General features: G+C 69.6%; 19 protein-coding genes and 1 pseudogene. 11 read left to right on the plus strand and 9 right to left on the minus strand.

The annotated features are described in order from the left end of the window. Positions 1 to 89: 89 nt before the first annotated feature. Complete coding sequence (locus tag ACFVQ0_RS06620) at positions 90 to 1,013, minus strand: sugar ABC transporter permease (RefSeq protein ID WP_363224031.1); 924 nt, start codon at positions 1,011 to 1,013, stop codon at positions 90 to 92. Between the two features lie 50 nt (positions 1,014 to 1,063). Next, a complete protein-coding gene (gene ngcE, locus ACFVQ0_RS06625; RefSeq protein WP_390085167.1) occupies positions 1,064 to 2,506 on the minus strand; it encodes an N-acetylglucosamine/diacetylchitobiose ABC transporter substrate-binding protein in 1,443 nt (480 codons plus the stop codon). 502 nt (positions 2,507 to 3,008) lie between these two features. On the opposite strand from ngcE, the gene ACFVQ0_RS06630 reads away from it, so the two are divergent. Continuing rightward, positions 3,009 to 6,854, plus strand: coding sequence for a GH92 family glycosyl hydrolase (locus tag ACFVQ0_RS06630; RefSeq protein WP_390085169.1), 3,846 nt, complete (start codon positions 3,009 to 3,011; stop codon positions 6,852 to 6,854). A 90-nt stretch (positions 6,855 to 6,944) separates the two neighbouring features. Here the strand turns inward: ACFVQ0_RS06630 and ACFVQ0_RS06635 are convergent, their stop codons facing one another. From ACFVQ0_RS06635 to ACFVQ0_RS06645, 3 genes are all read right to left on the minus strand, one after another. Next, a complete protein-coding gene (locus ACFVQ0_RS06635) occupies positions 6,945 to 8,015 on the minus strand; it encodes a WxL protein peptidoglycan domain-containing protein (protein ID WP_390085171.1) in 1,071 nt (356 codons plus the stop codon). Between the two features lie 75 nt (positions 8,016 to 8,090). Next, positions 8,091 to 10,067: a fibronectin type III domain-containing protein gene (locus ACFVQ0_RS06640; protein ID WP_390085173.1), complete on the minus strand. Its 1,977-nt coding sequence runs from the start codon at positions 10,065 to 10,067 to the stop codon at positions 8,091 to 8,093. Between the two features lie 138 nt (positions 10,068 to 10,205). Next, on the minus strand, positions 10,206 to 11,417 hold the full coding sequence (locus ACFVQ0_RS06645; protein WP_390085175.1) for a HupE/UreJ family protein: 1,212 nt from the start codon (positions 11,415 to 11,417) through the stop codon (positions 10,206 to 10,208). Positions 11,418 to 11,631: 214 nt separating this feature from the next. On the opposite strand from ACFVQ0_RS06645, the gene ACFVQ0_RS06650 reads away from it, so the two are divergent. Together ACFVQ0_RS06650 and ACFVQ0_RS06655 are read left to right on the plus strand one after the other, a co-directional pair. Next, complete coding sequence (locus tag ACFVQ0_RS06650) at positions 11,632 to 12,303, plus strand: hypothetical protein (RefSeq protein WP_390085177.1); 672 nt, start codon at positions 11,632 to 11,634, stop codon at positions 12,301 to 12,303. 174 nt (positions 12,304 to 12,477) lie between these two features. Then, on the plus strand, positions 12,478 to 13,962 hold the full coding sequence (locus ACFVQ0_RS06655) for a hypothetical protein (protein ID WP_390085178.1): 1,485 nt from the start codon (positions 12,478 to 12,480) through the stop codon (positions 13,960 to 13,962). Positions 13,963 to 13,996: 34 nt separating this feature from the next. Here the strand turns inward: ACFVQ0_RS06655 and ACFVQ0_RS06660 are convergent, their stop codons facing one another. Next, a complete protein-coding gene (locus ACFVQ0_RS06660; RefSeq protein WP_390085180.1) occupies positions 13,997 to 14,638 on the minus strand; it encodes a histidine phosphatase family protein in 642 nt (213 codons plus the stop codon). Between the two features lie 212 nt (positions 14,639 to 14,850). On the opposite strand from ACFVQ0_RS06660, the gene ACFVQ0_RS06665 reads away from it, so the two are divergent. After that, complete coding sequence (locus ACFVQ0_RS06665) at positions 14,851 to 15,234, plus strand: VOC family protein (protein ID WP_390085182.1); 384 nt, start codon at positions 14,851 to 14,853, stop codon at positions 15,232 to 15,234. A 21-nt stretch (positions 15,235 to 15,255) separates the two neighbouring features. Here the strand turns inward: ACFVQ0_RS06665 and ACFVQ0_RS06670 are convergent, their stop codons facing one another. Beyond that, on the minus strand, positions 15,256 to 15,960 hold the full coding sequence (locus tag ACFVQ0_RS06670; RefSeq protein ID WP_390085184.1) for a helix-turn-helix transcriptional regulator: 705 nt from the start codon (positions 15,958 to 15,960) through the stop codon (positions 15,256 to 15,258). Positions 15,961 to 16,079: 119 nt separating this feature from the next. On the opposite strand from ACFVQ0_RS06670, the gene ACFVQ0_RS06675 reads away from it, so the two are divergent. Beyond that, on the plus strand, positions 16,080 to 17,315 hold the full coding sequence (locus ACFVQ0_RS06675; RefSeq protein ID WP_390085186.1) for an MFS transporter: 1,236 nt from the start codon (positions 16,080 to 16,082) through the stop codon (positions 17,313 to 17,315). Between the two features lie 98 nt (positions 17,316 to 17,413). On the opposite strand, the gene ACFVQ0_RS06680 is transcribed toward ACFVQ0_RS06675, so the two are convergent. Next, positions 17,414 to 17,899 carry a hypothetical protein gene (locus tag ACFVQ0_RS06680; RefSeq protein ID WP_390085188.1) on the minus strand — a complete coding sequence of 162 codons (486 nt, stop codon included), beginning with the start codon at positions 17,897 to 17,899 and terminating at the stop codon, positions 17,414 to 17,416. A gap of 250 nt (positions 17,900 to 18,149) precedes the next feature. Between ACFVQ0_RS06680 and ACFVQ0_RS06685 the strand changes: the two genes are divergently transcribed. After that, positions 18,150 to 18,497 (plus strand): hypothetical protein, encoded by a 348-nt coding sequence (locus ACFVQ0_RS06685; RefSeq protein ID WP_390085190.1) that lies wholly within the window; start codon positions 18,150 to 18,152, stop codon positions 18,495 to 18,497. A gap of 190 nt (positions 18,498 to 18,687) precedes the next feature. Here the strand turns inward: ACFVQ0_RS06685 and yicI are convergent, their stop codons facing one another. Continuing rightward, on the minus strand, positions 18,688 to 20,988 hold the full coding sequence (gene yicI / locus ACFVQ0_RS06690; RefSeq protein ID WP_390085192.1) for an alpha-xylosidase: 2,301 nt from the start codon (positions 20,986 to 20,988) through the stop codon (positions 18,688 to 18,690). 276 nt (positions 20,989 to 21,264) lie between these two features. Between yicI and ACFVQ0_RS06695 the strand changes: the two are divergent. The 5 genes and pseudogenes from ACFVQ0_RS06695 to ACFVQ0_RS06715 all read left to right on the plus strand — a co-directional run. Beyond that, positions 21,265 to 21,420 (plus strand): annotated as a pseudogene (locus tag ACFVQ0_RS06695) (xylose isomerase); the annotation flags it as partial. A 67-nt stretch (positions 21,421 to 21,487) separates the two neighbouring features. After that, positions 21,488 to 22,750, plus strand: a complete 1,263-nt coding sequence (locus ACFVQ0_RS06700; RefSeq protein ID WP_390085193.1) for an ABC transporter substrate-binding protein — start codon at positions 21,488 to 21,490, stop codon at positions 22,748 to 22,750. A gap of 12 nt (positions 22,751 to 22,762) precedes the next feature. Continuing rightward, positions 22,763 to 23,719, plus strand: coding sequence for a carbohydrate ABC transporter permease (locus tag ACFVQ0_RS06705; protein ID WP_390085195.1), 957 nt, complete (start codon positions 22,763 to 22,765; stop codon positions 23,717 to 23,719). A 5-nt stretch (positions 23,720 to 23,724) separates the two neighbouring features. Next, a complete protein-coding gene (locus ACFVQ0_RS06710; RefSeq protein WP_390085197.1) occupies positions 23,725 to 24,576 on the plus strand; it encodes a carbohydrate ABC transporter permease in 852 nt (283 codons plus the stop codon). A gap of 13 nt (positions 24,577 to 24,589) precedes the next feature. Then, complete coding sequence (locus tag ACFVQ0_RS06715; RefSeq protein WP_390085199.1) at positions 24,590 to 25,981, plus strand: GH1 family beta-glucosidase; 1,392 nt, start codon at positions 24,590 to 24,592, stop codon at positions 25,979 to 25,981. Positions 25,982 to 25,995 lie beyond the last annotated feature (14 nt).

Consider the following 25,995-nt stretch of genomic DNA (forward strand, 5'->3'; position numbering starts at 1 on the left):
CTCACCTCGTACTACTGTCGAGCCGGCCGCCGCGGCCGGGCTGTCTTGCCTGCTGGGGGTCCGGGCACCGCGCCCCGGGGAGCGCGGCATCAGAACTCCAGCCGCTCGCGCCGGCCCAGTCGCATCACGATGGCGGCGAACGCCATGGTGATGATGAGCAGTCCGACACCGATCGTCGTCGCGTATCCGGCCTGACCGTCACGGAACGCCGTCTGGTAGACGTACAGCGGCAGGACGGTGGTCGAGTAGTCGGGGCCGCCGGGGCCCACGGTCATGACCTGTACCGCCGTGAACGCCTCGACCCCGAGCGCCAGGATGCCCATGTAGACCCAGCCCGACTGCACGGTGTCCCAGAGCAGCGGCAGGGTGATCCGGAAGAACGTCGTGACGCGGCTGGCCCCGTCCAGGAGCGCCGCCTCGTAGAAGTCCTTCGGAATGGACGCCATTCCGGCGGAGAAGAGGACGACGAAGAATCCGACCGTCGACCAGATCAGCACCGACATGACGCAGATGAGCGCCAGGCTCGGGTCACCCAGCCAGTCCGGCTGAATGGAACCGAGACCGACTCCCTTGAGCGCCGAATTCAGCATTCCACTGCGCGGGTTGAACGCGAACTGGAACAGCAGGGCGACGATGACGATCGACAGCACCTGCGGGAAGAAGTAGGCGATCTTGTAGAAACCCGAACCCCGCACGCCGGAGACTGCGGCGTTCTTGCGCCGCCGGCCTCCGACATTGAGCATGAAGGCGAAGAAGAGCGCGAGGCCCAGCGTCACCAGCGGCAGCAGCAGCACGAGCAGCAGGCTGTGCTGCAAGGACTTCCAGAAGATGTCGTCCTTCAGCATCCTGGTGTAGTTGTCGAAGCCGACCATCTTGAAGTCGGGGCTCAGACCGGTCCAGTCCGTGAACGAATAGTAGATGGCCTGGATGAACGGCCAGATGACGAAGACCGCGTACAACACCAGTGGGACTACCAGGAACCCCACAATGAAGCGGTACTTGCCGTGCTGCATCGTTTACCGACCCCGATCTTTCCGCGGGTGCCGCCGCTGGTGACGGTTACTCACTGGTGCTTGTAGTGCTTGATGGACTGGTCCTTGGCCGCGGCGTCCGCGTAGGCCTGGATCTTCTTGATGGCTTCCGCGGGCGTCAGACGCCCGGCCATCATCTCGCCGAGGCCCGCGCCGATCTGCTCCTTCTGGAGCTTCACGTACCAGTCCTGCATACGCGGGTTGACCACGTTGTCGCCGGCCTTCTTCAGCGCGTCGACACCGGACTGCATGGCCGTGGACAGGGTCAGTCCGTCGGTGCCGCCGTTGAAGGCGCTCAGCGACTTGACCTGCTTGGTGAAGTTCTTCGAGGACGCCTCGGAGAGCATGATGCGCAGCTGCTCCATACCGCCCTCGGGGTTCTTCGCCTTGGCCGGGATGATGAACGGCTCGCCGCCGGACGCCCAGATGGTGCCGAAGGGCAGCTTGTCGGACGAGTCCAGGCCGGACGGCGCCGCGACCATCATCTTGAAGTCCTTGGGCGTGGTCGGCGCGGCCTCGTTCTCCACCCACGAACCGTTCGGGATGAAGAGTGCCTTGCCCTTGGTCCACTCGGTCTGCGACTGGATGTGGGTCAGGCCCGCGGTGCCCTTGAGGATGTAGCCCTTCTGCTGGAGCTCGTAGTACGCCTCGAACGCGGCCTTGACGGCCGGGTCCTTCCAGGCGTTCGGCTCCAGGTTGTCGATCTTGTCGAGAACCTCCCGGCCGCCGATCTTGGCGATGAACGGGTAGAGCGAGAACGGAAGGTAGTAGGGGTACTTACCGGCGTACGTCCAGCCGGCGATGCCCTTCTTCTTCGCCTTCGCACACAGGGCGAGCATGTCGTCCCAGGTCTCGGGGTACTGGGCGTCCAGACCTTCGAGCGCGGTCTGCGAGTACCAGACGCCGTAGACCGTGTACGCGTAGTACATGATCCAGACCGGGTCGCCGTCGAACTGACCCATCTCCAGCACGCCCGGCCGCAGGGTGTCGCGGACCTTCTTGCTCGGGTCGTCGTAGGACGGGGCGTCCATCAGCGGCGTCAGGTCGAGCAGCTGCTTCTTGCCGACGAGGACACCCATGTCCATCTGCTCGGCGCCCGAGTTGTCGATCAGGTCCGGCGGGGTGCCGCCGTTGAAGCGCGGCTGGAGCTGCGACTGGATCTTCTGCGTCGCGGTGTGCTTGACCTTGGCCTTGGGGAAGGCCTTGGTGTACTCCTTCTCGGCGTCGATGGCGTACTGCTCGCCGAAGCCGCCGTTGAAGATGACCACGTCGAGACCGGCCGTGTCATTGACGCCCAGCGGGTTCTTCGCGCTGGTCTTGCCCTTCTTGACCGTGTCGTCGCCGCTGCTGTCGCTACTCGCACACGCCGACAGGAAGCTCATTGTCGGAACGGTGATCAGACCGAGTGCGGCAGACCGCTTGATCACGTCGCGACGGCCAAGGCCCTCATTCTTGCGGGCGGAGGTGGATGCCATGCTCAAGTCCTCGCCTTCTCCAGGACTCAGGCGGTGTTGTACCGGTCGCCCATCGATATTCGCCTCAGGCGAAGGGCCCCGCCACCGCGGTCAGTTGCGCTTGGGTGGTGCAGATTGCAGGCTAGCCATTGCAGTGGGGGGTGTAGGGGGAGGGGCCAGCCGACGCACCTGTGGCGCGTCGAGTTGCCCGGACCCCGTTGTCCCCCTTGTCGCACAGATGAGAAAAACCTGTGCAGACGCCGACAGGTATAGTCCACTTGCGCCCAACTGAGCAAGATCGAATGCAGGTTTGAGCGGCAGTCTTTCCCGAGTTGAGACCTCGCGGATACCTCGGCACCGCACGGCCTCCGCCAGATGTAACGATTTCCGCAATACGGTTGATTCGGAACCGGGCTTCCATCCAACACCCTTGACACCACCAGGCACTTCACTTCCTACTGGTTCTTGCGCACGCTTCTGACAACGTTGTCCAAGCGCACTTCCTCGGAAGGAATGGCTCGGCATGCAGCCCCGACACGGTTCTCGCAAGAGACAAAACAGTACGGTCGCGCTGATCGCGGCTTCACTGGTCCTGGTCGTGACAGCCCCCACCGCGGCCGCCGCTCAGTCGGCCGGGTCAGGAGAAAAGGGTCATAAGCCTGCGGGCGACCGAACTTTCAGTTCCTCCTTCGAGGAGGACGAGAAGCAGCCGGACTGGCGTAATACCGTCGAAGAAGGCCCGGACGGAAAGAAGCGGACATCGGGTGTCGATGGCGGCTTCTCCGCCGGAATACCGGGCAATGTGACCGACAAGGTCACAGACGTCCGCGCGAGTGACGAGAACACCGGCGGCGGCGAGGTGAAGGAAAACCTCGTCGACGGTGAATCCGGTACGAAGTGGCTGTCGTTCAAGCCCACCGCCTGGGCCGAGTTCGATCTGTCCGAGCCGGTCAAGGTCGTCACCTACGCGCTGACCTCCGCCGACGACCACGACGAACGGGACCCGAAGGACTGGACGCTCCAGGGCTCCGAGGACGGCAAGAGCTGGACGGATCTGGACACCCGCACCGGCCAGACCTTCTCCGAGCGCTTCCAGACCAAGTCCTACGACTTCACGACGGACAAGGCCTACCAGCACTTCCGTCTGGACATCACGAAGAACAACGGCGCCGCCGACGCGACCCAGCTCGCCGACGTCCAGTTCTCCGACGGGGACACCTCCGCCCCGGCCCCCGACGACATGCGCAGCCAGATCGACCGCGGCCCCTCCGGCTCCCCCACCGCCAAGGCCGGCGCGGGCTTCACCGGGAAGAAGGCACTGCGTTACGCGGGCACCCACAAGGCGGACGGCCGGGGCTACTCGTACAACAAGGTCTTCGACGTCAACACCGTCGTCACCCGGGACACCGAGCTGTCCTACCTGGTCTACCCCCAGATGGGTAAGACGGACCTGTCGTACCCGGCCACGCACATCGCGGTGGACCTGGCGTTCACCGACGGCACGTACCTGAGCGACCTGCACGCCACCGACTCCAACGGCGGTCTGCTGACCCCGCAGGGCCAGGCCGACGCCAAGCGGCTGTACGTCAACCAGTGGAACAAGGTCGACGCGCGCATCGGCACGGTCGCGGCGGGCAAGACCGTCGACCGGATCCTCGTGGCGTACGACTCCCCCAAGGGGCCGTCGAAGTTCCAGGGGTGGATCGACGACGTCAAGATCGCCCCGAAGGCTCCGGAGAAGCGCAAGGCGCACCTCTCGGACTACGCCTCGACCGTCCGGGGCACCAACTCCAGCGGCAGCTTCTCGCGGGGCAACAACTTCCCCGCCACCGCCGTCCCCAACGGGTTCAATTTCTGGACCCCGGTGACCAACGCCGGTTCGACGAGCTGGCTGTACGACTACGCCTCGGGCAACAACGCGGACAACCTGCCCACCATGCAGGCCTTCAGCGCGAGTCATGAGCCGAGCCCCTGGATGGGCGACCGGCAGACCTTCCAGCTGATGCCCTCCGCGGCCTCCGGCACCCCGGACGCCTCCCGCGAGGCACGCGCGCTGCCGTTCAAGCACGAGAACGAGACGGCGAGGCCCCACTACTACGGGGTCACGTTCGAGAACGGTCTCAAGGCCGAGATGACGCCGACCGACCACGCGGCGCGGATGCGGTTCACGTATCCGGGCAAGGACGCGAGCATGGTCTTCGACAACGTCTCCAACGACGGCGGGCTCACCCTCGACCCGAAGACCAGCTCCTTCACCGGGTTCTCCGACGTGAAGAGCGGCGGCTCGACGGGCGCCACCAGGCTCTTCGTCTACGGCGTCTTCGACGCCCCCGTCACCGGCAGCGGCAAGCTGTCCGGCGGTGGCGGTGACGATGTGACCGGCTACCTCCGCTTCGACGCGGGCAAGGACCGAACAGTCAACCTGCGCCTCGCCACCTCGCTGATCAGCGTCGACCAGGCGAAGCAGAACCTGGCCGCGGAGATCCCCGCCTCGCGCTCCTTCGACCGGGTCGAGCACAAGGCCCAGGGCGCCTGGGACGACCTGCTGGGCAAGGTCGAGGTGGAGGGCGCGAGCGCCGACCAGCTGACCACGCTGTACTCCAGCATGTACCGGCTCTACCTCTACCCGAACTCGGGCTTCGAGAAGGTCGGCGGCAAGGACAAGTACGCCTCCCCGTTCTCCCCGCAGGTCGGCTCGGACACCCCGACGCACACCGGCGCGAAGATCGTGGACGGCAAGGTGTACGTCAACAACGGCTTCTGGGACACCTACCGGACGACGTGGCCGGCGTACTCCTTCCTCACCCCGAAGAAGGCCGGCGAGATGGTGGACGGCTTCGTCCAGCAGTACAAGGACGGCGGCTGGATCTCCCGCTGGTCCTCGCCCGGCTACTCGGACCTGATGACCGGCACCTCCTCCGACGTCGCGTTCGCGGATGCCTACGTCAAGGGCGTGAAGTTCGACGCCGAGGCGGCGTACGACGCGGCCCTGAAGAACGCCACGGTGGTCCCGCCGTCCTCCGGCGTCGGCCGCAAGGGCATGGCGACGTCCCCGTTCGTCGGGTACGCCGACACCACGACCCACGAGGGCATGTCCTGGTCGATGGAGGGTTACGTCAACGACTACGGCATCGCGCAGATGGGCCAGGCGCTCTACAAGAAGACGCACAAGCAGCGCTACAAGGACGAGTCCGAGTACTTCATGAACCGGGCCCGCAACTACGTCGAGCTGTTCGACGACAAGGCCGGCTTCTTCCAGGGCAAGGACGCCAAGGGCGACTGGCGGCTGCCGGCCGACCAGTACGACCCGCGGGTGTGGGGCTACGACTACACGGAGACCAACGGCTGGGGCTACGCCTTCACCGCCCCGCAGGACAGCAAGGGCCTGGCCAACCTGTACGGCGGCCGGGACGGTCTGGCCAAGAAGCTGGACACGTACTTCTCCACCCCCGAGACGGCGGGTCCCGAGTTCGTCGGCAGTTACGGCGGCGTCATCCACGAGATGACGGAGGCCCGTGACGTGCGGATGGGACAGTACGGCCACAGCAACCAGGTCGCGCACCACGTCGCTTACATGTACGACGCGGCCTCCGAGCCGTACAAGACGCAGGAGAAGGTCCGCGAGGTCCTCGGCCGCCTGTACACGGGCAGCGAGATCGGCCAGGGCTACCACGGCGACGAGGACAACGGCGAGCAGTCGGCCTGGTACCTCTTCTCCTCGCTCGGCTTCTACCCGCTGGTCATGGGCAGCGGCGAGTACGCGATCGGCTCCCCGCTGTTCACCAAGACCACGGTGCACCTGGAGAACGGCCACGACCTGGTCGTCCGGGCACCGAAGAACAGCGCGAAGAACATCTACGTCCAGGGCCTGAGGGTCAACGGCAAGAAGTGGACCTCCACCTCGCTGCCGCACGACCTGCTGGCCAAGGGCGGCGTGCTGGACTTCGACATGGGGCCGAAGCCGTCGGCCTGGGGCACCGGCAAGGACGCGGCACCGGTCTCCATCACCAAGGACGACAAGGTGCCCTCGCCCGCGAAGGACGCCCTGAAGGGCGCGGGCGCCCTCTTCGACAACACCTCGGCGACCTCCGCCCAGGTCGAGTCGGTGGAGCTGCCGGCCCCCGCCGGCACGAAGGCGGTCCAGTACACGCTGACCTCGGACGCGGCGGCGAAGGCGCCGACGGGCTGGGTCCTTCAGGGATCGGCGGACGGCACCACCTGGAAGGACCTCGACAAGCGGTCCGGACAGTCGTTCGCCTGGGACAAGCAGACCCGGGTCTTCTCGGTAGCGGCTCCGAAGGCGTACGCGAAGTACCGGCTGGTGAGCACGGCGGCGGCGACGCTGGCGGAGATCGAGCTGATCTCCTGAGTCACCCGCAGACCGCATGAGGACGGGCCGCCCGCACACCGGGCGGCCCGTTCCGATGTGTGCGGGCGGGTCCGTCGTACGCCGGAGCTCTCAGGAGCGCTGTTCCGCCTTGTCCCGCAGGGCCTGCTCGACCGCATCGCGCACCCGCTCCTCCTCGCGCCGCGCGCGCCGGACGCGTGCCCGGCGGACGAGCACGAAGGCGGCGACGGCCCCGCCCAGGACGAGGACCAGGAGCAGCAGGAGCGTCCAGGGGACGGCCCAGCCGTGGGCCGTCGTCCGGACGGGGCCGAGGGCGCGGGTGGAGTTGGCGGCGTCGGTGAGCAGCGGGGTGACGGCGACGGTGGCCGTGAGCCGCAGGGCCGGGGTGACGTCGTGGACGGGGACCGTGACCTTCCAGCGCTCGCCGGGCAGCAGCTCCGGCGGCGCCGCGATCGCGCCGGCCTCGGTGCTCAGCGTCCCGAAGGGGCCGGTGAGGGTGACCTTCTGGCCGGCGGAGAGCAGCGCGTTGCCGGTGTTGTGGAGGCTGTACGTCACCGTGGCGTCGCCCGTGCCGAAGGGGTTGGCGGTCCCCCGGTAGCCGATGTGCACGTCCTCGACGGCGAGCGCGGGCTTCAGGGCGCCGCTGACGCGCAGCTTGATCCGGATGCCGAGGCGGCGGTCGACCGTGATGCCCTCGCCGTCCCCGGGCTGCTTGAGCGAGGTCAGGATGCCGCCCACGTAGTCGCCAGGGGGTGCGTCGCTCGGGACCTTCACCGTGAAGGGGACCTCGGCGCTCTTGCCCGGGGCGATCCGCACGCTCGCCCGGTCCGCCCGCACCCAGGCGCCGATGGAGCGGGATTTCTTCCCCCCGGTGAGCAGGTCGAGCTGGCCCTTGTCCGTGGTGAAGCCGTCGGCCGCGTAGACGGCGAGGTTCAGCGGGTCGGTGCCGTGGTTGGCCACGACGAGGGCGTCCTCGGCCTCACCGCCGGGGTTGACGGTGTAGCCGAAGCTCGACCGGTCCTCCCCGTAGTCGTTGGCGGCGGTCCGGACCGTCCAGGTGACGTCGCCCTCGGCCGCCCGCGCCGGGCCGGTGGAGGTGCCGAACGCCAGGGCCGCGAGAAGGAGGACGAGGAGGGCGGTGCGGCCGGCGGCGGTGCGGCGAGGTGGTGCCACTGCGTGCATGGGGTCTCTCTCGGGAACGGCGGCGTGGCAGGCTGCGGCGTACCGGAGCCTGCCACGCCGGTGGAGCGGGGAGGGTCAGCTGCTCAGCGCGGTGATGGTGAGGGTGGCGCGGTAGCCGCCCTTCTGGACGGAGTCCGGGATCTTCAGATCGAGATCGGCGCCCAGCCTGGCCGTACCCCGGGCGTGGCCCTGGGGTGCGGAGCCGAGGCCCCGGGAGAGGGCCAGGCCCTCACCCTTGCCGCCGTAGCCGGAGGGGACCGAGGCACCGGCCTTGGCTCCGGCGCCCTGGTCGAGGAGGTAGGGCGACCAGCCGAGGTAGGAGCCCTCGAACGTCTTGTCGGCGTCCTTGAACTCGCTCACGCCCGCCGAGACCGCCCACGGGGAGAGGGACCTGCGGGTGTCGGAGACGAGGATCGGGTTGATCTTGCCGGAGGCGGTGAAGTGGTCACCGTTCTCCTCCTTGGCCGTGCCGAGGTCCACCAGGCCGTTGTAGCCGTCGATGGTCCAGCCGAACTCGCCCGGAGCCGGCTTCGGCACGTTCACCTGGAGGGACTGGCCGTCACCGTTGTACGGGTGGACGCTCACCTTGTCGACGACCGAGCCGACGGGCTGGGCGGCGGTGGTGTTCTTGCACCAGTCGCCCTTGGAGACCTGGGAGTTGGGGGCGTCGCAGCTGCCGCTGCGGATGTTCTCCACGACGAGCTTCTCGTCCCGCACCTGGACCTTGACGTAGCTGCGGACGTGCTCCTGGTTCTGGACGGAGTTGTACCAGTAGCTGTCCGGGTTCAGCGGGTCGGCGCCGTTGCCCGCGCCGCTGGTGCCGCTGGAGTCGGGCGGGGTGATGTCGTAGTACTTCGAGCCGGAGGCCGAGTTGGCCGTGACGTAGAGGACGCCGCCGGGGCCGGGGTAGACATCGGCCGCGCCGGGCTGCTCCGCGGGGTCGGCCTTCTCACCGTTCTTGATGAGGTAGCTGCGGGAGTAGCTGTGGTCGTGGCCCTGGAGGACCATGTCGACGCCGAGCTTGGAGAAGGTCGTCGGGAAGTCGACCCGGCGGGCCTTGTTGTCCTTGTCCTTGGCGTGCGAGGCCGGCGAGTAGATCGAGTGGTGGTAGACGAGCACCTTCCACTTGGCCTCGGAGCCGTGCTCGTTGATGACGTCGGTGACGTACTTGGTGTGCGCCTCGTCGCCCCCGCCGCCCTGGGAGGTGGCGTAGCTGTTGCTGTTGAGGTCGATGAACAGGACGTCCTTGTAGATGTACCAGTAGTTGCCGCCGGACGTGTCGGACGCCGGGTTGCCGTTGGCGTACAGCGCACCGGAGTTGTCCGTGTTCGGCGTCGAGAAGTGCTGCTCGTACGCCTTGCCGCCGACGTCGTGGTTGCCGATGGTGGCGGCCCACGGGTACTGGCGGAGCTGGTCGGGCGCCAGGAAGGAGTTCCACTGGGACTCGTTGTTGGCGCTCTCGACCTGGTCGCCGCCGGAGACCAGGATCTCGGCCTCCGGGTTGGCCTTGGTGGCGACGTCCAGGGTGTCCTGCCAGCCGGCCTGGTCCTGTGCCAGGTCCCCGGAGGAGCCTATCTGCGGGTCGCCGAGGAAGAGGAAGTCGTACTCCCCCTCGAAGTCCTGGGTCGTGAAGGAGTACGCCTTGGACCAGTTGCCCTCGGTTCCGACGCGGTAGGAGTAAGCGGTGTTCTCCTTGAGGCCGGTGAGCGTGGCGCTGCGGTTGTAGCCGCCGCTGGCCGCGATGTTCTTGGCGCCGAGGGCGTCGAAGGCGGCGGAGTCTGCGGGGAATTCGCCACCGGTGAGCTTCGCGGTGGGGGCGAGCTGGACCTTCTGGGCGGTGTCGGCGGAGGAGTACCAGCTGACGGTGCGCTGGGCCTCGTTGGCGCCGACGCCCAGGACGATCCCGGAGAGCGTGGCGGATTCCGCCGCGGCCGCGGGTGCGGCCTGACCGGCCGTGAAGGCCACGGCCAGCCCCAGGAGGGCGGCGGTGGCGCCGGTGGCCACACGGTGCCGCACAGGCCCTCGGGCCCGCTGGGAAGCGTTCGTTCTCATGAAGTATCGATTCTTTTGTGTTCAAACGGTGTGCGTGAAGTGCACACACGAAGGAGGACACCAAGTTCTCCGCACCGGGTGAACGGCGCACGAAGGCGATCGGGGCGGCGTCTGAACATCACCGCTGACCTGGGGTTCCTACGATCCGGTCACACGCTGCGCGAACCAGGCGAGGCCCATGGCGGCCACTCCCGCCGACAGCGCTCCGGTGACCCACCGGGCGGCCCGCGGCGAACGGCGTCCGAGCAGCAGGAGGAGCGGGAACAGTACGGCGATGAAGCCGAGTTGGACGGCCTCGATGCCGATGTTGAACACCAGCAGGGACCACAGCAGGGTCCATGACCAGGAGGCCTCGATGCCGAGCGCGCCCGCGAAGCCGAGACCGTGCACGAGGCCGAAGCAGAACACGACGCCGAGCCGGGTCCACCCGGCACGGTCCAGGGCCAACCGGCCCCCGCCCGCCGCCGGGGCCTCCATGACCTGGGCGCCGCCCCGCCCCAGGCGCCACAGGTGCCAGCCCGCGACCACCGCGATGGACAGCGCGATGACCGGCTCCACCAGCCCCGCGGGGACGTCGACCAGCCCCAGGGCGGCCAGCAGGAACGTCACCGAGTGGGCGAGGGTGAACGCGGTCGCGGCGAGGACGATTTCGCGGGGCCGCCGGGATCCGGCGATGAGGGCGAGCAGGAAGAGGATGTGGTCGGTGCCCGTCAGCAGGTGCTCGGCGCCGAGGCGGAAGAACTCCCAGAAGCGCTCCGGCCAGGACTGGCTGATCGGGAAGGACGGGTGGCCGCTGTCGAGGGCGGCGCTGCCGGTACGGCCGTCGACGTCGTAGGTGACGATCGTCTTGGTTCCCTTGACGTAGCCCTCCGGGTCGGCGAAGAGGGTGCTGCGGATCTCGTGGTCGCCGGTGCCGTGTCCGGCACAGGTCCAGTCGAGCGTGAGCAGCGCGTAGGGAACGCCCTCCTCCGTGCCCATCCGGAACCCGCCGACGGGGGCTGCCTCGCAGCCCGTGCCGCCCGCGGCGACCGAGAAGCGCCGGGTGACGTAGTCGACGACGGTCGCGCGGTGGGAGTCGAGGGCCGCGGCGCGGGCGCGGTCGTCCCCGTCCTCGAACGCGTCGGTTCCGGCGCGGAAGAGGGGGTCGTCGGAGCCCGCGTCGGCGGCGGAGACGACGAGCAGGTCGTACTCCAGCTTCAGTTCGGTCCGAAGCGGGCCGTCACCGTCGGCGGTGACGTGCGCGTACACGACGGAGGTGAAGCCATGGGCGGCGGCGGGCCCGGCGGGGCCGAGGAAGAGGAAGGCCGCCGCGGCGAAAACGAGCAGCAGGCGGCGGACACGGTGCGACATGGATCTCCTTGAGGGTTGCCCGTGCACCGTGCTGGTCGCGGATGAACCGAGGCCGACCGGTCAGCAAACCATGAGAAAACATATGTTCGATGCGGGTCGGAACGGTGGAGATCGTGTGGAACGGACCCGCAGGATGGGGGAATTACCGCTCCGCACCGGCTCCGCCCCGCCCCCGCCGGGCAGCCGTCCCGCTTCCTCCCGGAGGACGATCGCCTTGCACCGCCCGCCCCTTGCCGCCGTACTGGTGGTGGCCGCCGCCCTGCTCACCGGATGCGCTTCGGGTGACGACTGGTCACAGCGGCGCCCCAGCCCCGCCGCCGTCGGCGCGCTGGGTGCGGGCTTCACCGAGCCCGGCAGGTCACCCGCACCGGAGTCGACCCTCACACCGAGTCCGGGTTCGTGGTCCGGGGTCCGGCCCTCGCCCGGCTACCGCGTCGTCCTGCTCGGCGCCGGCGGGGACCGGCCGGCGAAGGCCCTGGCGAAGGCGGTGAAGGAGTGGGCGAGGGAGACGGGCGTGGACCTGCGCACCGTGACCGCTTCCGGCGCCGCCGACCTCCTGCCCGCCGTCACCCGGGCGTTGGAGATGCACCCGGATCTCGTCGTCAGCGCGGGCAACGACCTCATCGATCCCCTGACGACGGTCAGCCCGAGCCATCTCGCCCAGCGGTTCCTGGTCGTAGGGGCGGAACTCGCCGAACCCACGGAGAACGTGACGGCGGTCAACTGGCCCGGCGCCTCGTTCCGGGGGGAGGGACTCGGCACGGCCTCGACGTACGACCCCGCCTCGTTCACCGAGGCCCGCTGCGCGGCCGCCGTCCGGGCCGGCGCCGCGGCGGTGCTGACGGGGCACACCGGGATCGTGGTCCGGCTGGACGGGGTCCAGTGACAGGCCGTCCTCAGGCGCGCACGGGCGGCCGGTATCTCCCCACGAGACGCCGGCCGCCCATGCTCTGCGGATCAGCAGTTGGGAGCGCTCCCAAGTACTGATCCGGGGAGATTAGCGCGGCGGTGCGGGACTGTAAACGCCCCGGCGGGAACTCCCCCGACCACACCGGGCGTCATGAAGATCATGACGGAATCGGACGACATGATGCTCGACGAATTCAGCGAGATCTGGGAGGACGTACGGCAGAACTACCAGGAGTGCCGCAACAGCGGCTACGACCGGACGGTGCTGGACTGCGCCGACTGGCTCGCCGCCGACCCCGGCGGCGAATCCGCTTACGTGTGGACGATCGGGCTGACGATGATGGCCCCCTACCTCACCTGGCTGCCCGGCGAAGGGGTCGTACAGCAGACCGTATCGGCCCTGCGAGCCGCCGACAGGGCGCTGCGCGCACGGGATTGCGCCCATGACTCGCATCCGTACCTGAGTCATGACGACGAAGAGGACGAGAACCTCGCCGAGTTGCTTCCCGCGCTTGAGGACGAGACGGCCGACTGGAAGGAGGACCGCCCTCGGAGCGAGTGGCGGTGCCCGCTCAACGCGGCCGGATTCGCCCGGATAGCCCTGGACATCATCGAGCCCGGCTCCGTCACCGATGTGCCGCCCCGGCTGCCGATGGACGCCAAGGAAACGATCAGCACGCTCTCCGCGCTGCTGCACGGGTACCCGAAGCCGTGGACGGACATCGACGACGAGATCAGCGGCCAGTCCTCCGAGCTGTCCGCCGCGGCCCCGGCGGACCGGGCCGGACGTCTGATGGTGGTCAGGGCGGTGACCTGGTACGCGGTCTCCGGCATGGTGCGGACGAAGTCGGTGCTCGACGGCCTGATCGAGGCCGTCGAGGAGACGCTGCCGCACTTCGCGGACGCCGACTGCGCCCACGACGGGCACCCGGCTCTGCCGGACAGCGGGCCGGTCGCGGCGGAGCTGGGCATCGAGCTGAGCAGTGCCGGCGGACGGGGCCTCTACGAACAGTCCCGCATCACGTCGGGCCGGAACCCACCGCTGGACCAGGTGGTGTGTCCGGTCCTCATGGCGGAGATCGCCGACGAGACACTCGCGCTGCTGCGCGAGCGGCGGGACGAGCTCTTCGGCGAGCGCGACACCTCGCACGCCGACGCCGAATACCTGCGGGCGGACGGCCGGCTGGACATCGAGAAGCTGATGGAGCGGACGGATCACAAGAGCTGGAACGAGAAGTACGCCGATGACCTGGCCCTGTGGGCCGCCCGCCGCCACGCACGGTCCGACGAGCGGGACCGCGCGGTGCTGCTGCTGGTGGCCCGCCAGGCGGTGTCGAACTCGTACCCGGGCCCGCCGCTCTCCGTCGTACGGGGCGTCCTGAGCACCATGCGCGCCGTCGCCGCCGCTCCGCTGCCCGCCGAGTGCCCGCACGAGGACGAGCACCCGACGATGCGGTACGCCAAGTTCCGCCTGGGAATGGCGCACTTCTGGGACCCGGAGGAGTTTCCCCCCGGCCCGGAGAGCCGCAGCCCGGAGTCCTGGACGTGTCCGCGGTTCGCGGCGTCGGTCGCCGAGGACTGCGTCGCCCAGCTGAAGGGCCTGTACGAGGACGACGAGCTGTCCGACGCGGGCTGACCGGACGGCCTCGCGGACACGGCCCGGAGCCGTGTCAGGGCTGGGAGGCATCCGGAACGGCGGTGGGGAAGAGGCTCTCGGGCAGCGACACGTTCCACGCGGTGATGACCGGGTTGCCGTGTTCCCTGCCCAGCCGGGAGACCGCGCCCGTGGCGAGCTGGAAGAGCGTCCCCTCGGCAGGCGACAGGCCCAGATAGCGGGCGGTCAGAACGCGCAGGAAGTGCGAGTGTGCCACCAGCACGATGTCCTCGTCCCCGGCGCGTCCTGCCGCCTCCCCGACCTCCGCGAGCACCCGGTCGGCCCGCTCCCCCACCTCCACGGGGGTCTCACCGGGGTGCGCCTCCGGACCGGCGGCGACACCGTCCGTCCAGAGGTTCCAGTCGGGCCGGTTGACGCGGATCTCGTCCGTGGTGATGCCCTCGTAGCCGCCGTAGTCCCATTCGCGCAGCTCGGGCGTGATCCGGGGCGCGGCGAGCCCCGCGAGCTCGGCGGTGCGCCGGGCCCGTACCGAAGGGCTGACCAGCGTGAGGGCGATGTCGCGGTCCGCGAGCAGCGGCGCGAGGGCGCGGGCCTGACGCTCACCGAGGGGCGTCAGGGGCAGGTCGGTGTGGCTCGTGTGCTGCCCGTTACGGGACCACTCGGTCTCGCCGTGCCGGATCAGGATCAACTCGCCCATGTGAAGGCCATCCGCTCTCGGTGCTGTTACCGCTCATGTGCTGTCGATGGTGCGAACCCGCTGGTCCACGATCCCATTCCGGCCGTGGTGCGGCGGGCGGGCGCGCCCACCCGGTTTCCCGTTCGGAAACACCGACAGGGGGCTGTCGCCGCGGGCCCCCAGAGTGGGCGGGGCCGGGACGAGCCCGGCGGAAAACGTAAGGGATGTACGTCATGGCTCAGTTCAACGCGGTCGCCTGGTTCGAGATCGGCACCGCCCGCCCGGCGGAGGCCGAGCGGTTCTACGGGGACGTGTTCGGCTGGACGGTCGCGCACGACGACACCAGGAGCACCGACCAGGCGTACCGGATCATCACCACGGGCGACGGGGAGGGGATGAACGGCGGGATGTTCGCGACCGAGGGCGAGATGCCGGACTACGCGGTCTTCAGCGTGCTCGTCGAGGACGTCGAGGCGACCTGCCGACGGGTCGAGGAGGCGGGCGGCAGCGTTCAGCGCGCGCCGCACGTCAATTCGGTCGGGGTGACCTTCGCGCATCTGCTCGATCCGGCCGGCAACCACATCTCGGTGTTCACGCCGCCGTCCGCCGGAGCCTGATCCGGTCGGCCGAGCGAGGGCTCAGCTCAGCGAGAGCTGGTGCACGACGCCGTACGGGACGTCGATGTCCTCGCGTCGCAGCTCCCTCGGCTCCGGCACCTCTGCCGTGACGTGGACGGAGACGATCCGGTCGGTGCGGAAGGCGCGCAGGGCGTCCCGCAGCCGGCACCAGGCGAGCAGGTACCAGTGGCCCGTCTTGCCGATGTATCCGAGCGGCTCGATGTCGCGCGTCGTCGTGGCGCCCTCGCGGTCGCCGTACTCGATGCGCAGCACGCGGCCGGTGGACAGCGCGTCCGCCGCTTCTCGCGGCCCCCGCGCGGGCGCGGGCGCGTCCACCGGTCCGAGCAGGTGGACGCGCCCGGCCATGTCGTGCGCGGCGGCCGCGTCGTCCTCCCCCATGGCCGCGACCAGCTTCCGCAGCGCCGCCGCGGCGGTGCTGCGGAACGGTGTCCCCTCCATCCCGCGCAGCGCCACCGCCATCGCGACCGCCTCGCCGGGGGTGAGGTTGACCGGCGGGAGCGTCCGGCTCCGGTCCAGGCAGTAGCCGCCGGTGCGGCCGGGCTCGGCCCAGACCGGCACGCCGGCCTGGAGCAGGGCGCTGATGTCCCGCTCGATGGTGCGCGGGCTGACCTCGAAGCGGTCGGCCAGCCAGCGCGCGCTGCGCGGACGGGGTGAGACGGCGCGCAACTCCTCGACCAGGGCGTAGAGGCGATCGGTCCGGTTCACCCGGCCCAGTGTAAGGAGTGTCCGTAAACCCGTTGACCGAGAGTGGTCAAGGCGTGAGAGGGTCGCCCGGGTCGAAGTCAACGGCGTACGAGGGATGGTGTGTGGTGGTCGGCCCGGACGTGACCCGAGACCTGCGAGTCGAGGAGGCCCGGCCCGATCCGGCACTGTGGACGGCGGACTTCCGCTGGTTCTTCACGGCCCGCACCACTTCCCTGCTGGGGGACGCGATGCTCCCCGTAGCGATCACGGCCGCCGTGATCCACGCCGGGTACGGGGCGAGTGGTGTGGGTTACGCGCTCGCCGCACTCGTGGCCCCGTTCGCGGCACTGATCATCTTCGGCGGGGTGATGTCCGACCGCCTGGGTGCCCGGCGGCTGATGGTCGTCTCCGACGCGGCCCGGCTGTGCTCCCAGGGGCTGCTCGCGCTGCTGTTCCTGCTCGGCACCCCTCGGCTGTGGCAGATCCTGGTGCTGCTGGCCCTGATCGGGGCGGGCAGCGCGCTCTTCCAGCCGGGCGTCGCCAGCATCACGCCGCTCATCTCCCAGGACGTGCAGCGGGCAAACGCCACCCTGCGCATCTCGGAGTCCGTCACCGTCGTCATCGGGCCATCCCTGGCGGGCCTGCTGCTGGCGGTCTCCTCGCCCGCCGCCGTGGTCGCCCTCGACGCGCTGACCTACGCGGCCAGCGGCGCGTGCCTGCTGCGGCTCCGGTCGGTCCCGATGGGCCCGGTCGAGCGGGGCGGTGAGACCTCGTTCCGGGCCGATCTGGTGGAGGGCTGGCGGGAGTTCAGGTCCAGGACCTGGCTGTGGAGTGTCATCGTCGTCTTCATGCTCTGGCAGCTGGCCGGGGCCGGTCCCACCACGACCCTGGGCAACAGCATGCTCGTCACCGACTACGGGGCGTCCGTGTTCGGGCTGGTCATGTCTTCCCTGGGGGCGGGGAGCGTGCTGGGCGGGATCATCGCGATCAGGCTCCGCCCGAGGCACCCCCTGCGGGCCGGGGCCTTCTCGATGATCCTCTGGGTGCTGATGCCGCTGGGGGTCGCCCTCGACCTTCCCGCGCCGCTCATCGCCGGGTGCTACGGGGTGAGCGGCATCGGCATGGCGTTCTGGGTCGTCATGTTCCACACAAGTGTGCAGACCCACATCCCGCAGAACGTCCTCGGCAGGGTGCACGCGTACGACGCGGCCGGCTCCCTGGTGATGAAGCCGGTCGGGCAGGCGGCGGCCGGCCCCCTCGCCCTCGTCGTGGGGGCCGGGCCGCTGCTCTACGTGTCCGCGTCCATGGCGATCGTCGCCTGCGTCCTGCTGCTGGCGATCCCGGCCGTGCGGGGCCTGAAGCGCGTGGAGCGCTAGGGCGTGTCCGCTTGGTCGCGTCGTCCGCCCGGAGGGCGGGCCCGGCGGGGTCCGGTGCGGGCTGATGGGTGGGCGACGGCGGACGGGGACGCGGAGGGTCACCCGGACGCTGATCCGCTGTCCGGGAGCGGGAGGGGCTCGGCCTCGTACCGGTCGGCCGCCGCCTTCGCCTCGGCCAGTACGGCCTGGTCGGTGAGGCGGTCGGCACGAACGACGACATCGACGCCGGCCGGGGTGAGGAGCGACCGGGTGAAGGCGATGACGGCCCACGCGTCGTCCTCACCCGTCTCCCTCACCTCCCACACGCTCGTCAGCACCGCCAAGAGGCCCTTGCCCCGCCAGCGGTAGACCGTGCCGGGGCGAGAGGTCAGCCGGGTGTCCGTACCCGGGATGCGGCGCGTTCGGCCCCGCACCCGGTACGCGACCTCGTCCCGCATCCGGGGCGCGCCCGAACTCCCGCCCGGCAGTGGGGTGTAGGTGAACGTGGCGTCGGTGCGTCTGCCGCCTCGCCACATGGGGAACGACGAGCACACGATGTGCCATGTTCCGGCCAGCCGTTCGGGGTTCGCGTCCACGTGAGCCATGAACGGGAGCCTACGGGCACTTCCGGGCGGGCCGACGCGCCGTCACCCGGCCCCGCATCCGACGGGTCGTCCAGCCGCCCGGTCCTTGCGCCGCCGCACGGTGCGCGACCCTCGGATACCCCGGGCTCACCCTCGTACCGGACTGTCCGACACGGCGGACAGCGCCCGGATGGCACCCGCACCTGGTTGCGAGCCGAGAATGGGGGAAGCCGGACAAGACGCCCCTTACACAACGGAAGCAGGAACCGTCGTGACCACCTTCGTCATCACCGTCCCCGGAACTTTCGTCACCGGGATCTCCGACACCTCCCGTGCGGCACTGAAGGAGGCGCTGGCCAAGCGGCACACGGACGTGAGCAGAAGCGAGGGGCTCGACCTGCTGACGCTCAACGACGACGGCACCTTCTCCATCCGCCTGGAGGTCGAGGCCACGGACCGGTACGAAGCGGAGCTCGAAGCGGCGGGACTGGTGTCCACGGCGCTGCGGGAGACAGGGGTCTCGGCGCAGGACGCGCCGCTCGGAACCCCGGTCGTCACGGGAATCGACAGCGACCTCGACAGCGACCTCGACAGCAAGCGGACACCCTCAGGCGACTGAGCCCGGACCGTACGCCGGCCGGGCTGCCGGTGATCCGTCGGCCGGGTGTCGGTGGCGGCTGACACCTTGATGCCGAGGGTGTCCCGCGGAACAGCCGCGGCCGCGCCCGACGCAAGGCCTGTGCCTCGGTCCGCCCACGGGTTCCAGAACGCGTGCTGCGAAGCGACCGGCATCTGCTTCGCGCCCCTCGTCACGGCGCCCCCGGTGCCGTGACGGATCGGGCCGCCGTACCGGCTCGGCCCATGACGACGTCCAGCGACGTGTCGCCGACGACAACGACCTCATACGGCCGGTCCATGTCCGCCGTGACGCGGAGCGTGCCGCCCGTGCGGACCAGTTCGTACGTGGCGGCGGGTGCGCCCGTGAGGTCGGGGACCGTCACCGTGCGGCTGAAGTCGCCGGTGCCTTCGGGGGCGTACACGCGCAGCTCCAGGTTCCGCGTCCAGTCGCCGTCGGGGCGGGCGGAGTCCGCGCCGAGCGGCAGGACCGCGCCGGGACGGACCAGGAGCGGGAGGCTGTCGAAGCCGTATGTGCCGTGGTGCCAGCCGGGGCCGGTGACCGTCTCGCCGGTCAGGAGGTGGGTCCAGGTGCCCTCGGGGACGTAGTACTCGACCCGGCCGTCCTCGCTGAAGACCGGCGCGACCAGGAGGTCGGGGCCGAGGAGGTACTGCCGGTCCACCGTGCGGGCGGCCGGGTCGTCGGGGAACTCCAGCAGCAGGGGCCGCATGGTCGGGACGCCGGTGCGGTGGGCCGCGACGGCGGCACCGTACAGGTACGGCATCAGGCGGTGCTTCAGCTCGGTGAACTGCCTGGCGACCGCGACCGCTTCGTCCCCGAACTCCCACGGCACCCGGTAGGACGAGGAGCCGTGCAGCCGGCTGTGCGAGGAGAGCAGGCCGAAGGCGAGCCATCGCTTGAAGACAGCAGGGTCAGGGGTGCCCTCGAAGCCGCCGATGTCATGGCTCCAGAAGCCGAAGCCGGACAGGCTCAGCGAGAGGCCGCCGCGCAGGGACTCGGCCATCGCGCCGAAGGAGGACCAGCAGTCGCCGCCCCAGTGGACGGGGAACTGCTGGCCGCCGGCGGTGGCGGAGCGGGCGAACAGGACCGCCTCGCCCTGGCCGCGCTCCTTCTCAAGGAGTTCGAAGACGGCCTTGTTGTACAGATGCGTGTAGTAGTTGTGCATCCGCTCCTGGTCCGAGCCGTCGTGCCAGACGACATCGGTGGGGATGCGCTCGCCGAAGTCCGTCTTGAAGCCGTCGACGCCCTGGTCGAGGAGGGTCTTCAGCTTGGCCTGGAACCAGGCGGTGGCCTCGGGGTCGGTGAAGTCGACCAGCGCCATACCGGCCTGCCACTTGTCCCACTGCCAGATGTCGCCCTCCGGGGTGCGGACGAAGTAGCCCTTCTCCGCGCCCTCCGCGTACAGGGCGCTCTTCTGCGCGATGTACGGGTTGATCCAGACGCAGATCCGCAGCCCCTTCTCCTTGAGCCGGGTGAGCATGCCCACCGGGTCCGGGAAGGTCTGCGGGTCCCATTCGAAGTCGCACCACTGGTACTCGCGCATCCAGAAGCAGTCGAAGTGGAAGACGGAGAGCGGGATGCCGCGCTCGGACATGCCGTCCACGAACGAGGTGACGGTCGCCTCGTCGTAGTCGGTGGTGAACGAGGTGGTGAGCCAGAGGCCGAAGGACCAGGCCGGAGGCAGGGCCGGGCGGCCGGTGAGCGCGGTGTAGCGGGTGAGGACGTCCTTGGGCGTGGGGCCCGCGACGACGAAGTACTCCAGGACCTGGTCCTCGACGCTGAACTGGACCTGGCCGACGGCCTCGGAGCCGACCTCGAAGGAGACCTTGCCCGGGTGGTTGACGAAGACGCCGTAGCCGCGCGAGGACAGGTAGAACGGGACGTTCTTGTACGCCTGTTCGCTGTTGGTGCCGCCGTCGGCCTGCCACATGTCGACGACCTGGCCGTTCTTGACGTACGGGGTGAACCGCTCGCCGAGGCCGTGGATCGTCTCGCCGACGCCGAGGGCCAGCTGGGCGAGCATGTGGTGGCCGCCGCCCGCCACCGTGGCGAAGGCGGTGCCCTTGCGTCCGGCGGCGGTCAGCAGGCGGCCGTCCGCGCCGAGGAACTCCAGGCCGAAGTCGCCCTCCGTGGGCAGCCGCAGGGTGAGGGGGCCGCTGGTGAGTTCGGCGGCCGGGCCGTCGCGGCGCGTGGTGGCCGTGGCGTCCTCCGTCGCGCCGGGCAGCGCGAACTCCGGGCCGGGACGGCGTCTGCCCGCGAGGTGGGTGACGCGGACACCGATGACGCCTTCGGCGGGGGCGAACGCCTCGACCGTGATCAGCGGCGCGTTGAGCGTGTCACCGCGCCGCGTCACGCGCTTGACGGCCGCGTGGGCGGTGAGCCGGTCGGCGTCGAGCCGCAGGTCTCGGAGCTCGGTGGCGTACGAGGCGTCCACACCGTCTCGCATCTGCCAGAAGCCGTCGGTGAACTTCATGGGGGTCTTCCTTAGCCGGTACGGGGGTGCGGGGGCACCGGGGGCAGCCAGGTTTTGATCGTACACAAAACAAATGTTTTTCGAAGCGCTTCGACTGTTCGCGAATGAGTACCTCAGCGAGCCGCGAGCGGACCCGGCAACCCGCACCCCGCTCTCGGATTTCCTCCGAGTAACCGGTCCGTCACGGGGAAGGCCTAGAAACCGGCGCCGGGATGCCGTATTAGTACTGCCAGGAAACAAATCGCTCGCAACGGCAGCGTGGCTGTCCGGGCATGTCGACAAGAGGCAGCAGCATGTCGAACCGCTTCAACCCGCGCCTCCCGGCTCGACAAGCCGGCGCGGCCCACCGCCGCCGACGGCGCGGCCGAGCGCTCGATGGCGTTCGAGGCCCTGGACCAGCTCGCCACGGAGCACCTGCTCGGCGTCGGCTGACGCCCCCGGGGTGTCCGGCCACCGCCGCCGGGCCCCCTTCGCACCCCTCCCACCCAAGGGCACCCTCGTGACAGCACCTTCCCCGGACGGCCTGCGCCAACGGCGCCGCCGTCACCACCGGCGGGTCACCGTTCCGCTCACCGTCGTCTCCGCGCTGGTCGGCGGCGCGGTCCTGTCCGGCTGCGGGCAGCAGCGGGACCCGGACGTGTACACCGTCATGAACTCGTCGACCGACGAGTCCTACCACCGCTGGGACGCCCAGACGCTGGCCCGGTGCGGCAAGCGGCTCGGGGTGACCATCGAGCAGCAGAGCGTCCCGGCCGCCCAGGTGATGACGAAGGCCCTGCGGATGGCGTCCTCGAAGTCGCTGCCCGACGTCCTTCAGCTGGACGCCTCCGAGATGCCGACGTTCGCGGAGGCCGGCGGCCTGATCCCGCTGAAGGACCTCGGGCTGACCACCACCGACATCCCCCGGGGGATCGTCGACTTCGGCTCGTACGAGGGGACGTACTACGGCGCGGCGCGCACCGTGAACACCCTGGCGCTGTTCTACAACAAGGACACCCTGGACCGGGCCGGTCTGAAGGTGCCCACCACCTGGGCCGGGATGCGGGCGGCCGCGAAGAAGCTCACCACGGGCAAGCGGTACGGGCTGGCGCTCAGCGCGGGCGGCGCGGAGGACGGGGTCTTCCAGTTCACTCCGTTCATGTGGTCCAACGGCGGCGACGAGACGAAGCTCGACAGCCCGCAGGTGGCCGGGGCGCTGGACTACTGGAAGAGCCTGCTCAAGGACCGTTCGCTGTCCAAGTCGACGGTCAACTGGACCCAGGCCGATGTGAACGACCAGTTCATGGCCGGGAACGCGGCCATGATGATCAACGGCCCGTGGCAGGTGGAGACCCTCAACACCAAGAAGGCGCTGCACTGGGGCATGGCCCGGATCCCGGTCCCGAGGGCCGGGGACGACTCGGTCGGTCCGCTGGGCGGCGGGATCCTGACCGTGCCCAATACCGGTGACGGCGCCCGGGAGAAGATGTCGGCGAAGATCATCGGCTGTATGTCGGGCGAACAGGAGCAGATCACCTACGCGCTCAACAGCTGGATGGTCCCGGCCAACGAGAAGGCCGCCGCCGTGTGGCGGAAGAAGGTCCCGGAGCTGGCCGCCCTCTCCGGCCAGGTCGCCACCGCCCGCTCGCGCACCGCGAAGCTCGGCGCGGGCTGGTCGTCCGTCTCCCTCGCGCTCCAGAGCGCCTTCCAGTCCGCCCTTACCGGCGAGTCGAGCCAGGCCGCCCTCAAGCGGGCCCAGCAGCGCGCCACGAGCGGGAACTGAGGTATCCGAACCATGTCGACCGCCACCGCTTCCGCGGCCGCCGCTCCGGCGCCCGTGACCACGAAGGCCGCGAAGCCGCCGAACCCCGCGCGCACCCGCCTGCGCAGGCGCCTGGCCCAGTGGGGATTCATCGCCCCCGCCGTGATCTTCATGGCGCTGTTCTTCGGCTATCCGCTCGTCCGCAACATCGTGATGAGCTTCCAGGACTACTCGCCGTCCACGTTCTTCACGGGCAGGTCCCCGTTCAACGGAACGGACAACTGGAGCAACGTCTTCAACGACGAGCTCTTCGGCAAGGCCCTGTGGCACACCATCCTGTTCACCGTCGGCTCGCTGATCGGGCAGTTCTGCGTCGGTCTGGGCCTCGCGGTGTTCTTCAGCCGCCGCTTCCCGCTCAACGGCATCCTGCGGTCGCTGATCCTGCTGCCGTGGCTGGTCCCGATGGTCGTCTCCGGTGTCGTCTGGCGGCGCATCCTCGACCAGGACACCGGCGTCCTCAACTCGTTCCTCGGCACGGTCGGGCTCGGCGACACCCCGTGGCTGACCAGCCCCGGCATGGCGCTGGTCTCGGTGGTCCTGGTGAACATCTGGATCGGGATCCCGTTCAACATGGTGATCCTCTACGGCGGTCTCCAGGAGGTCCCCAAGGAGCTGTACGAGGCCGCCTCGCTCGACGGCGCCTCCGCCTGGCGGACGTTCCGCTCGATCACCCTGCCGATGCTGCGGCCGGTCATCACCGTGGTGCTGGTGCTCGGCTTCATGTCGACGGTGAAGGTCCTCGACCTGATCCTGGCGCTCACCGACGGCGGCCCCGCCGACTCCACACAGACGCTCGGCACCCTCACGTACCAGAACTCCTTCGTCCAGCTGGACTTCGGAGCGGGCGCCGTGGTCGGCAACATCCTGATCCTGATCTCCGCCGTGTTCGCGGTGTTCTACCTGCGGGCCAACCGCAACGAGGGGAAGTGACCGGCATGGCGAGCACTGTGCGTACCCCCGCCGCCACGCGTCTCACCGGCCGGCCGAAGCGGCACTGGGGCGCCACGGTCTTCGGCGTCGTGGTGCTGTGCGTGATGCTGTTCCCGCTGTACTGGATGGTCAACACCGCGCTCCAGCCCGAGTCCGGGCTGCTGGAGGTCAGCCCCTTCCCGCACAGCCTGGACCTGTCGGGCTTCCGCTCGGCCGTCACGGACCAGGGGCGCAACCTGCTGACCTCGCTGGCCGTCGCGCTCGGCGCGGTGGTGATCTGTCTGGCCGTCGCCGCGCCCGCCGCCTACGGGCTCGCCCAGTTCAAGCTGCCCGGCACCAGGACGATCGTCTTCTCCACCCTGATCACCCAGATGGTGCCGGGCATCGTCATCGCCAACGCCCTGTACAGCGCGTACGTGGACATGGGCCTGGTCAACTCCTACGCCGGGCTGATGCTGGCCGACGCCTCGCTCGGCATCCCGTTCGCCATCGTGCTGATGCGCTCCTTCATGGTGGCCATCCCGCGCGAGGTCATCGAGGCGGCGGAGGTGGACGGCGCCGGACGGTTCCGTACCTTCGTGCGGGTCGTGCTGCCGATGAGCCGCAACTCCCTGATCACCGCCGGGCTGTTCTCGTTCCTGTACGCGTGGAGCGACTTCATGTTCGCGCTGACGCTGAACACCACGGACGACGTGAAGCCGATCACGCTGGGCATCTACCAGTACATCGGTGCCCATGTCGGTGACTGGGGCTCCGTCATGGCGGCGTCCGTGCTGTCGGCGATCCCGGCGGCGGTCCTGCTCGTCCTGTCGCAGAAGTACATCGCCGCCGGGATCACCGGCGGCTCGGTCAAGTAAGGACTGCGTACCCATGAGTGAGTTCCCCGTGTTCCCGCCCGGCTTCGTCTTCGGCGCGGCCACGGCCTCGTACCAGATCGAGGGCGCCGCGCGGGAGGACGGCAGAGGCCCGTCCATCTGGGACACCTACAGCCACACGCCGGGGAGGACCGACGGCGGTGACACCGGTGACGTCGCCTGCGACCACTACCACCGCTACCCGCAGGACGTGGCGCTGCTGCGCGAACTGGGCGTGGACTCGTACCGGTTCTCCATCGCCTGGTCGCGTATCCGGCCGGACGGCGGCGGCGCGGTCAACCGTAAGGGGCTGGACTTCTACTCCCGGCTCGTCGACTCGCTCCTCGAAGCCGGCATCGAACCGGCCGCCACCCTCTACCACTGGGACCTGCCCCAGGCGCTGGAGGACCGGGGCGGCTGGCGGGTACGCGAGACCGCGGAGCGGTTCGGGGAGTACGCCGGGATCATGGCGGAGCACCTGGGCGACCGGGTGCCGCGCTGGATCACGCTCAACGAGCCCTGGTGCAGCGCCTTCCTCGGCTACTCGGTGGGCCGGCACGCGCCCGGCGCGAAGGAGGGGCGCGGCGCGCTGGCCGCCGCGCACCACCTGCTGGTCGGTCACGGCCTGGCGATGAGGGAGCTGCGGGCGGCGGGCGTCCGCGAGGCGGGCATCACGCTCAACCTCGACCGCAACGTCCCGGCCACCGATTCGGCCGCCGACCTGGCCGCCGTCGTCCGCGCGGACACCCAGCACAACCTGGTGTGGACCGAGCCGATCCTCGCGGGCCGCTACCCGGCCACGGAGGAGGACACCTGGGGCGAGCTGATCACCGCGCAGGACTTCCGGCGCGAGGGCGATCTGGAGCTGATCTCCCGGCCGATGGACTTCCTGGGCATCAACTACTACCGCCCCATCGTCATCGCCGCCGCCCCGCACCGCGAGGCGGACCCGGCGCTGCGGGTCGCCACCGACAACCGGTACAGCGAGGGCGAGTACCGGGGCGTGCGGAGGACAGCGATGGGCTGGCCGGTCGTACCGGAGTCCTTCACCGATCTGCTGACCGCGCTGAAGGAGGCCTACGGGGACGCGCTGCCGCCGGTGCACATCACGGAGAACGGCTCGGCGGAGTTCGACACGGTGGACGCGGACGGCTCGGTGCGCGACGCGGACCGGGTCGAGTACCTGCGCACCCATCTGGCCGCGCTGCGGGCGGCGATGGACGCGGGGGTGGAGGTCCGGGGCTACTACGTCTGGTCGCTGCTGGACAACTTCGAGTGGGCGCTCGGGTACGCGAAGCGGTTCGGGATCATCCGGGTCGACTACGACACCCAGGAGCGCACGCCGAAGGACAGCTACCGCTGGTACCAGCAGCTGATCGCCGCCCACCGGAAGCAGGGGTCCTTCTGATGAAAAACGCCGGT

The sequence above is a fragment of the Streptomyces sp. NPDC057900 genome (assembly GCF_042887885.1).
In the GTDB taxonomy this organism is placed as follows: Bacteria; Actinomycetota; Actinomycetes; order Streptomycetales; family Streptomycetaceae; genus Streptomyces.

Bases quoted from the DNA above. Each gene is read 5' to 3' on its own strand.
- ACFVQ0_RS06620 (WP_363224031.1), bottom strand. From the start codon at position 1,013: ATGCAGCACGGCAAGTACCGCTTCATTGTGGGGTTCCTGGTAGTCCCA.
- ngcE (WP_390085167.1), bottom strand. From the start codon at position 2,506: ATGGCATCCACCTCCGCCCGCAAGAATGAGGGCCTTGGCCGTCGCGAC.
- ACFVQ0_RS06630 (WP_390085169.1), top strand. From the start codon at position 3,009: ATGCAGCCCCGACACGGTTCTCGCAAGAGACAAAACAGTACGGTCGCG.
- ACFVQ0_RS06635 (WP_390085171.1), bottom strand. From the start codon at position 8,015: ATGCACGCAGTGGCACCACCTCGCCGCACCGCCGCCGGCCGCACCGCC.
- ACFVQ0_RS06640 (WP_390085173.1), bottom strand. From the start codon at position 10,067: ATGAGAACGAACGCTTCCCAGCGGGCCCGAGGGCCTGTGCGGCACCGT.
- ACFVQ0_RS06645 (WP_390085175.1), bottom strand. From the start codon at position 11,417: ATGTCGCACCGTGTCCGCCGCCTGCTGCTCGTTTTCGCCGCGGCGGCC.
- ACFVQ0_RS06655 (WP_390085178.1), top strand. From the start codon at position 12,478: ATGAAGATCATGACGGAATCGGACGACATGATGCTCGACGAATTCAGC.
- ACFVQ0_RS06660 (WP_390085180.1), bottom strand. From the start codon at position 14,638: ATGGGCGAGTTGATCCTGATCCGGCACGGCGAGACCGAGTGGTCCCGT.
- ACFVQ0_RS06665 (WP_390085182.1), top strand. From the start codon at position 14,851: ATGGCTCAGTTCAACGCGGTCGCCTGGTTCGAGATCGGCACCGCCCGC.
- ACFVQ0_RS06680 (WP_390085188.1), bottom strand. From the start codon at position 17,899: ATGGCTCACGTGGACGCGAACCCCGAACGGCTGGCCGGAACATGGCAC.
- yicI (WP_390085192.1), bottom strand. From the start codon at position 20,988: ATGAAGTTCACCGACGGCTTCTGGCAGATGCGAGACGGTGTGGACGCC.
- ACFVQ0_RS06705 (WP_390085195.1), top strand. From the start codon at position 22,763: ATGTCGACCGCCACCGCTTCCGCGGCCGCCGCTCCGGCGCCCGTGACC.
- ACFVQ0_RS06710 (WP_390085197.1), top strand. From the start codon at position 23,725: ATGGCGAGCACTGTGCGTACCCCCGCCGCCACGCGTCTCACCGGCCGG.
- ACFVQ0_RS06715 (WP_390085199.1), top strand. From the start codon at position 24,590: ATGAGTGAGTTCCCCGTGTTCCCGCCCGGCTTCGTCTTCGGCGCGGCC.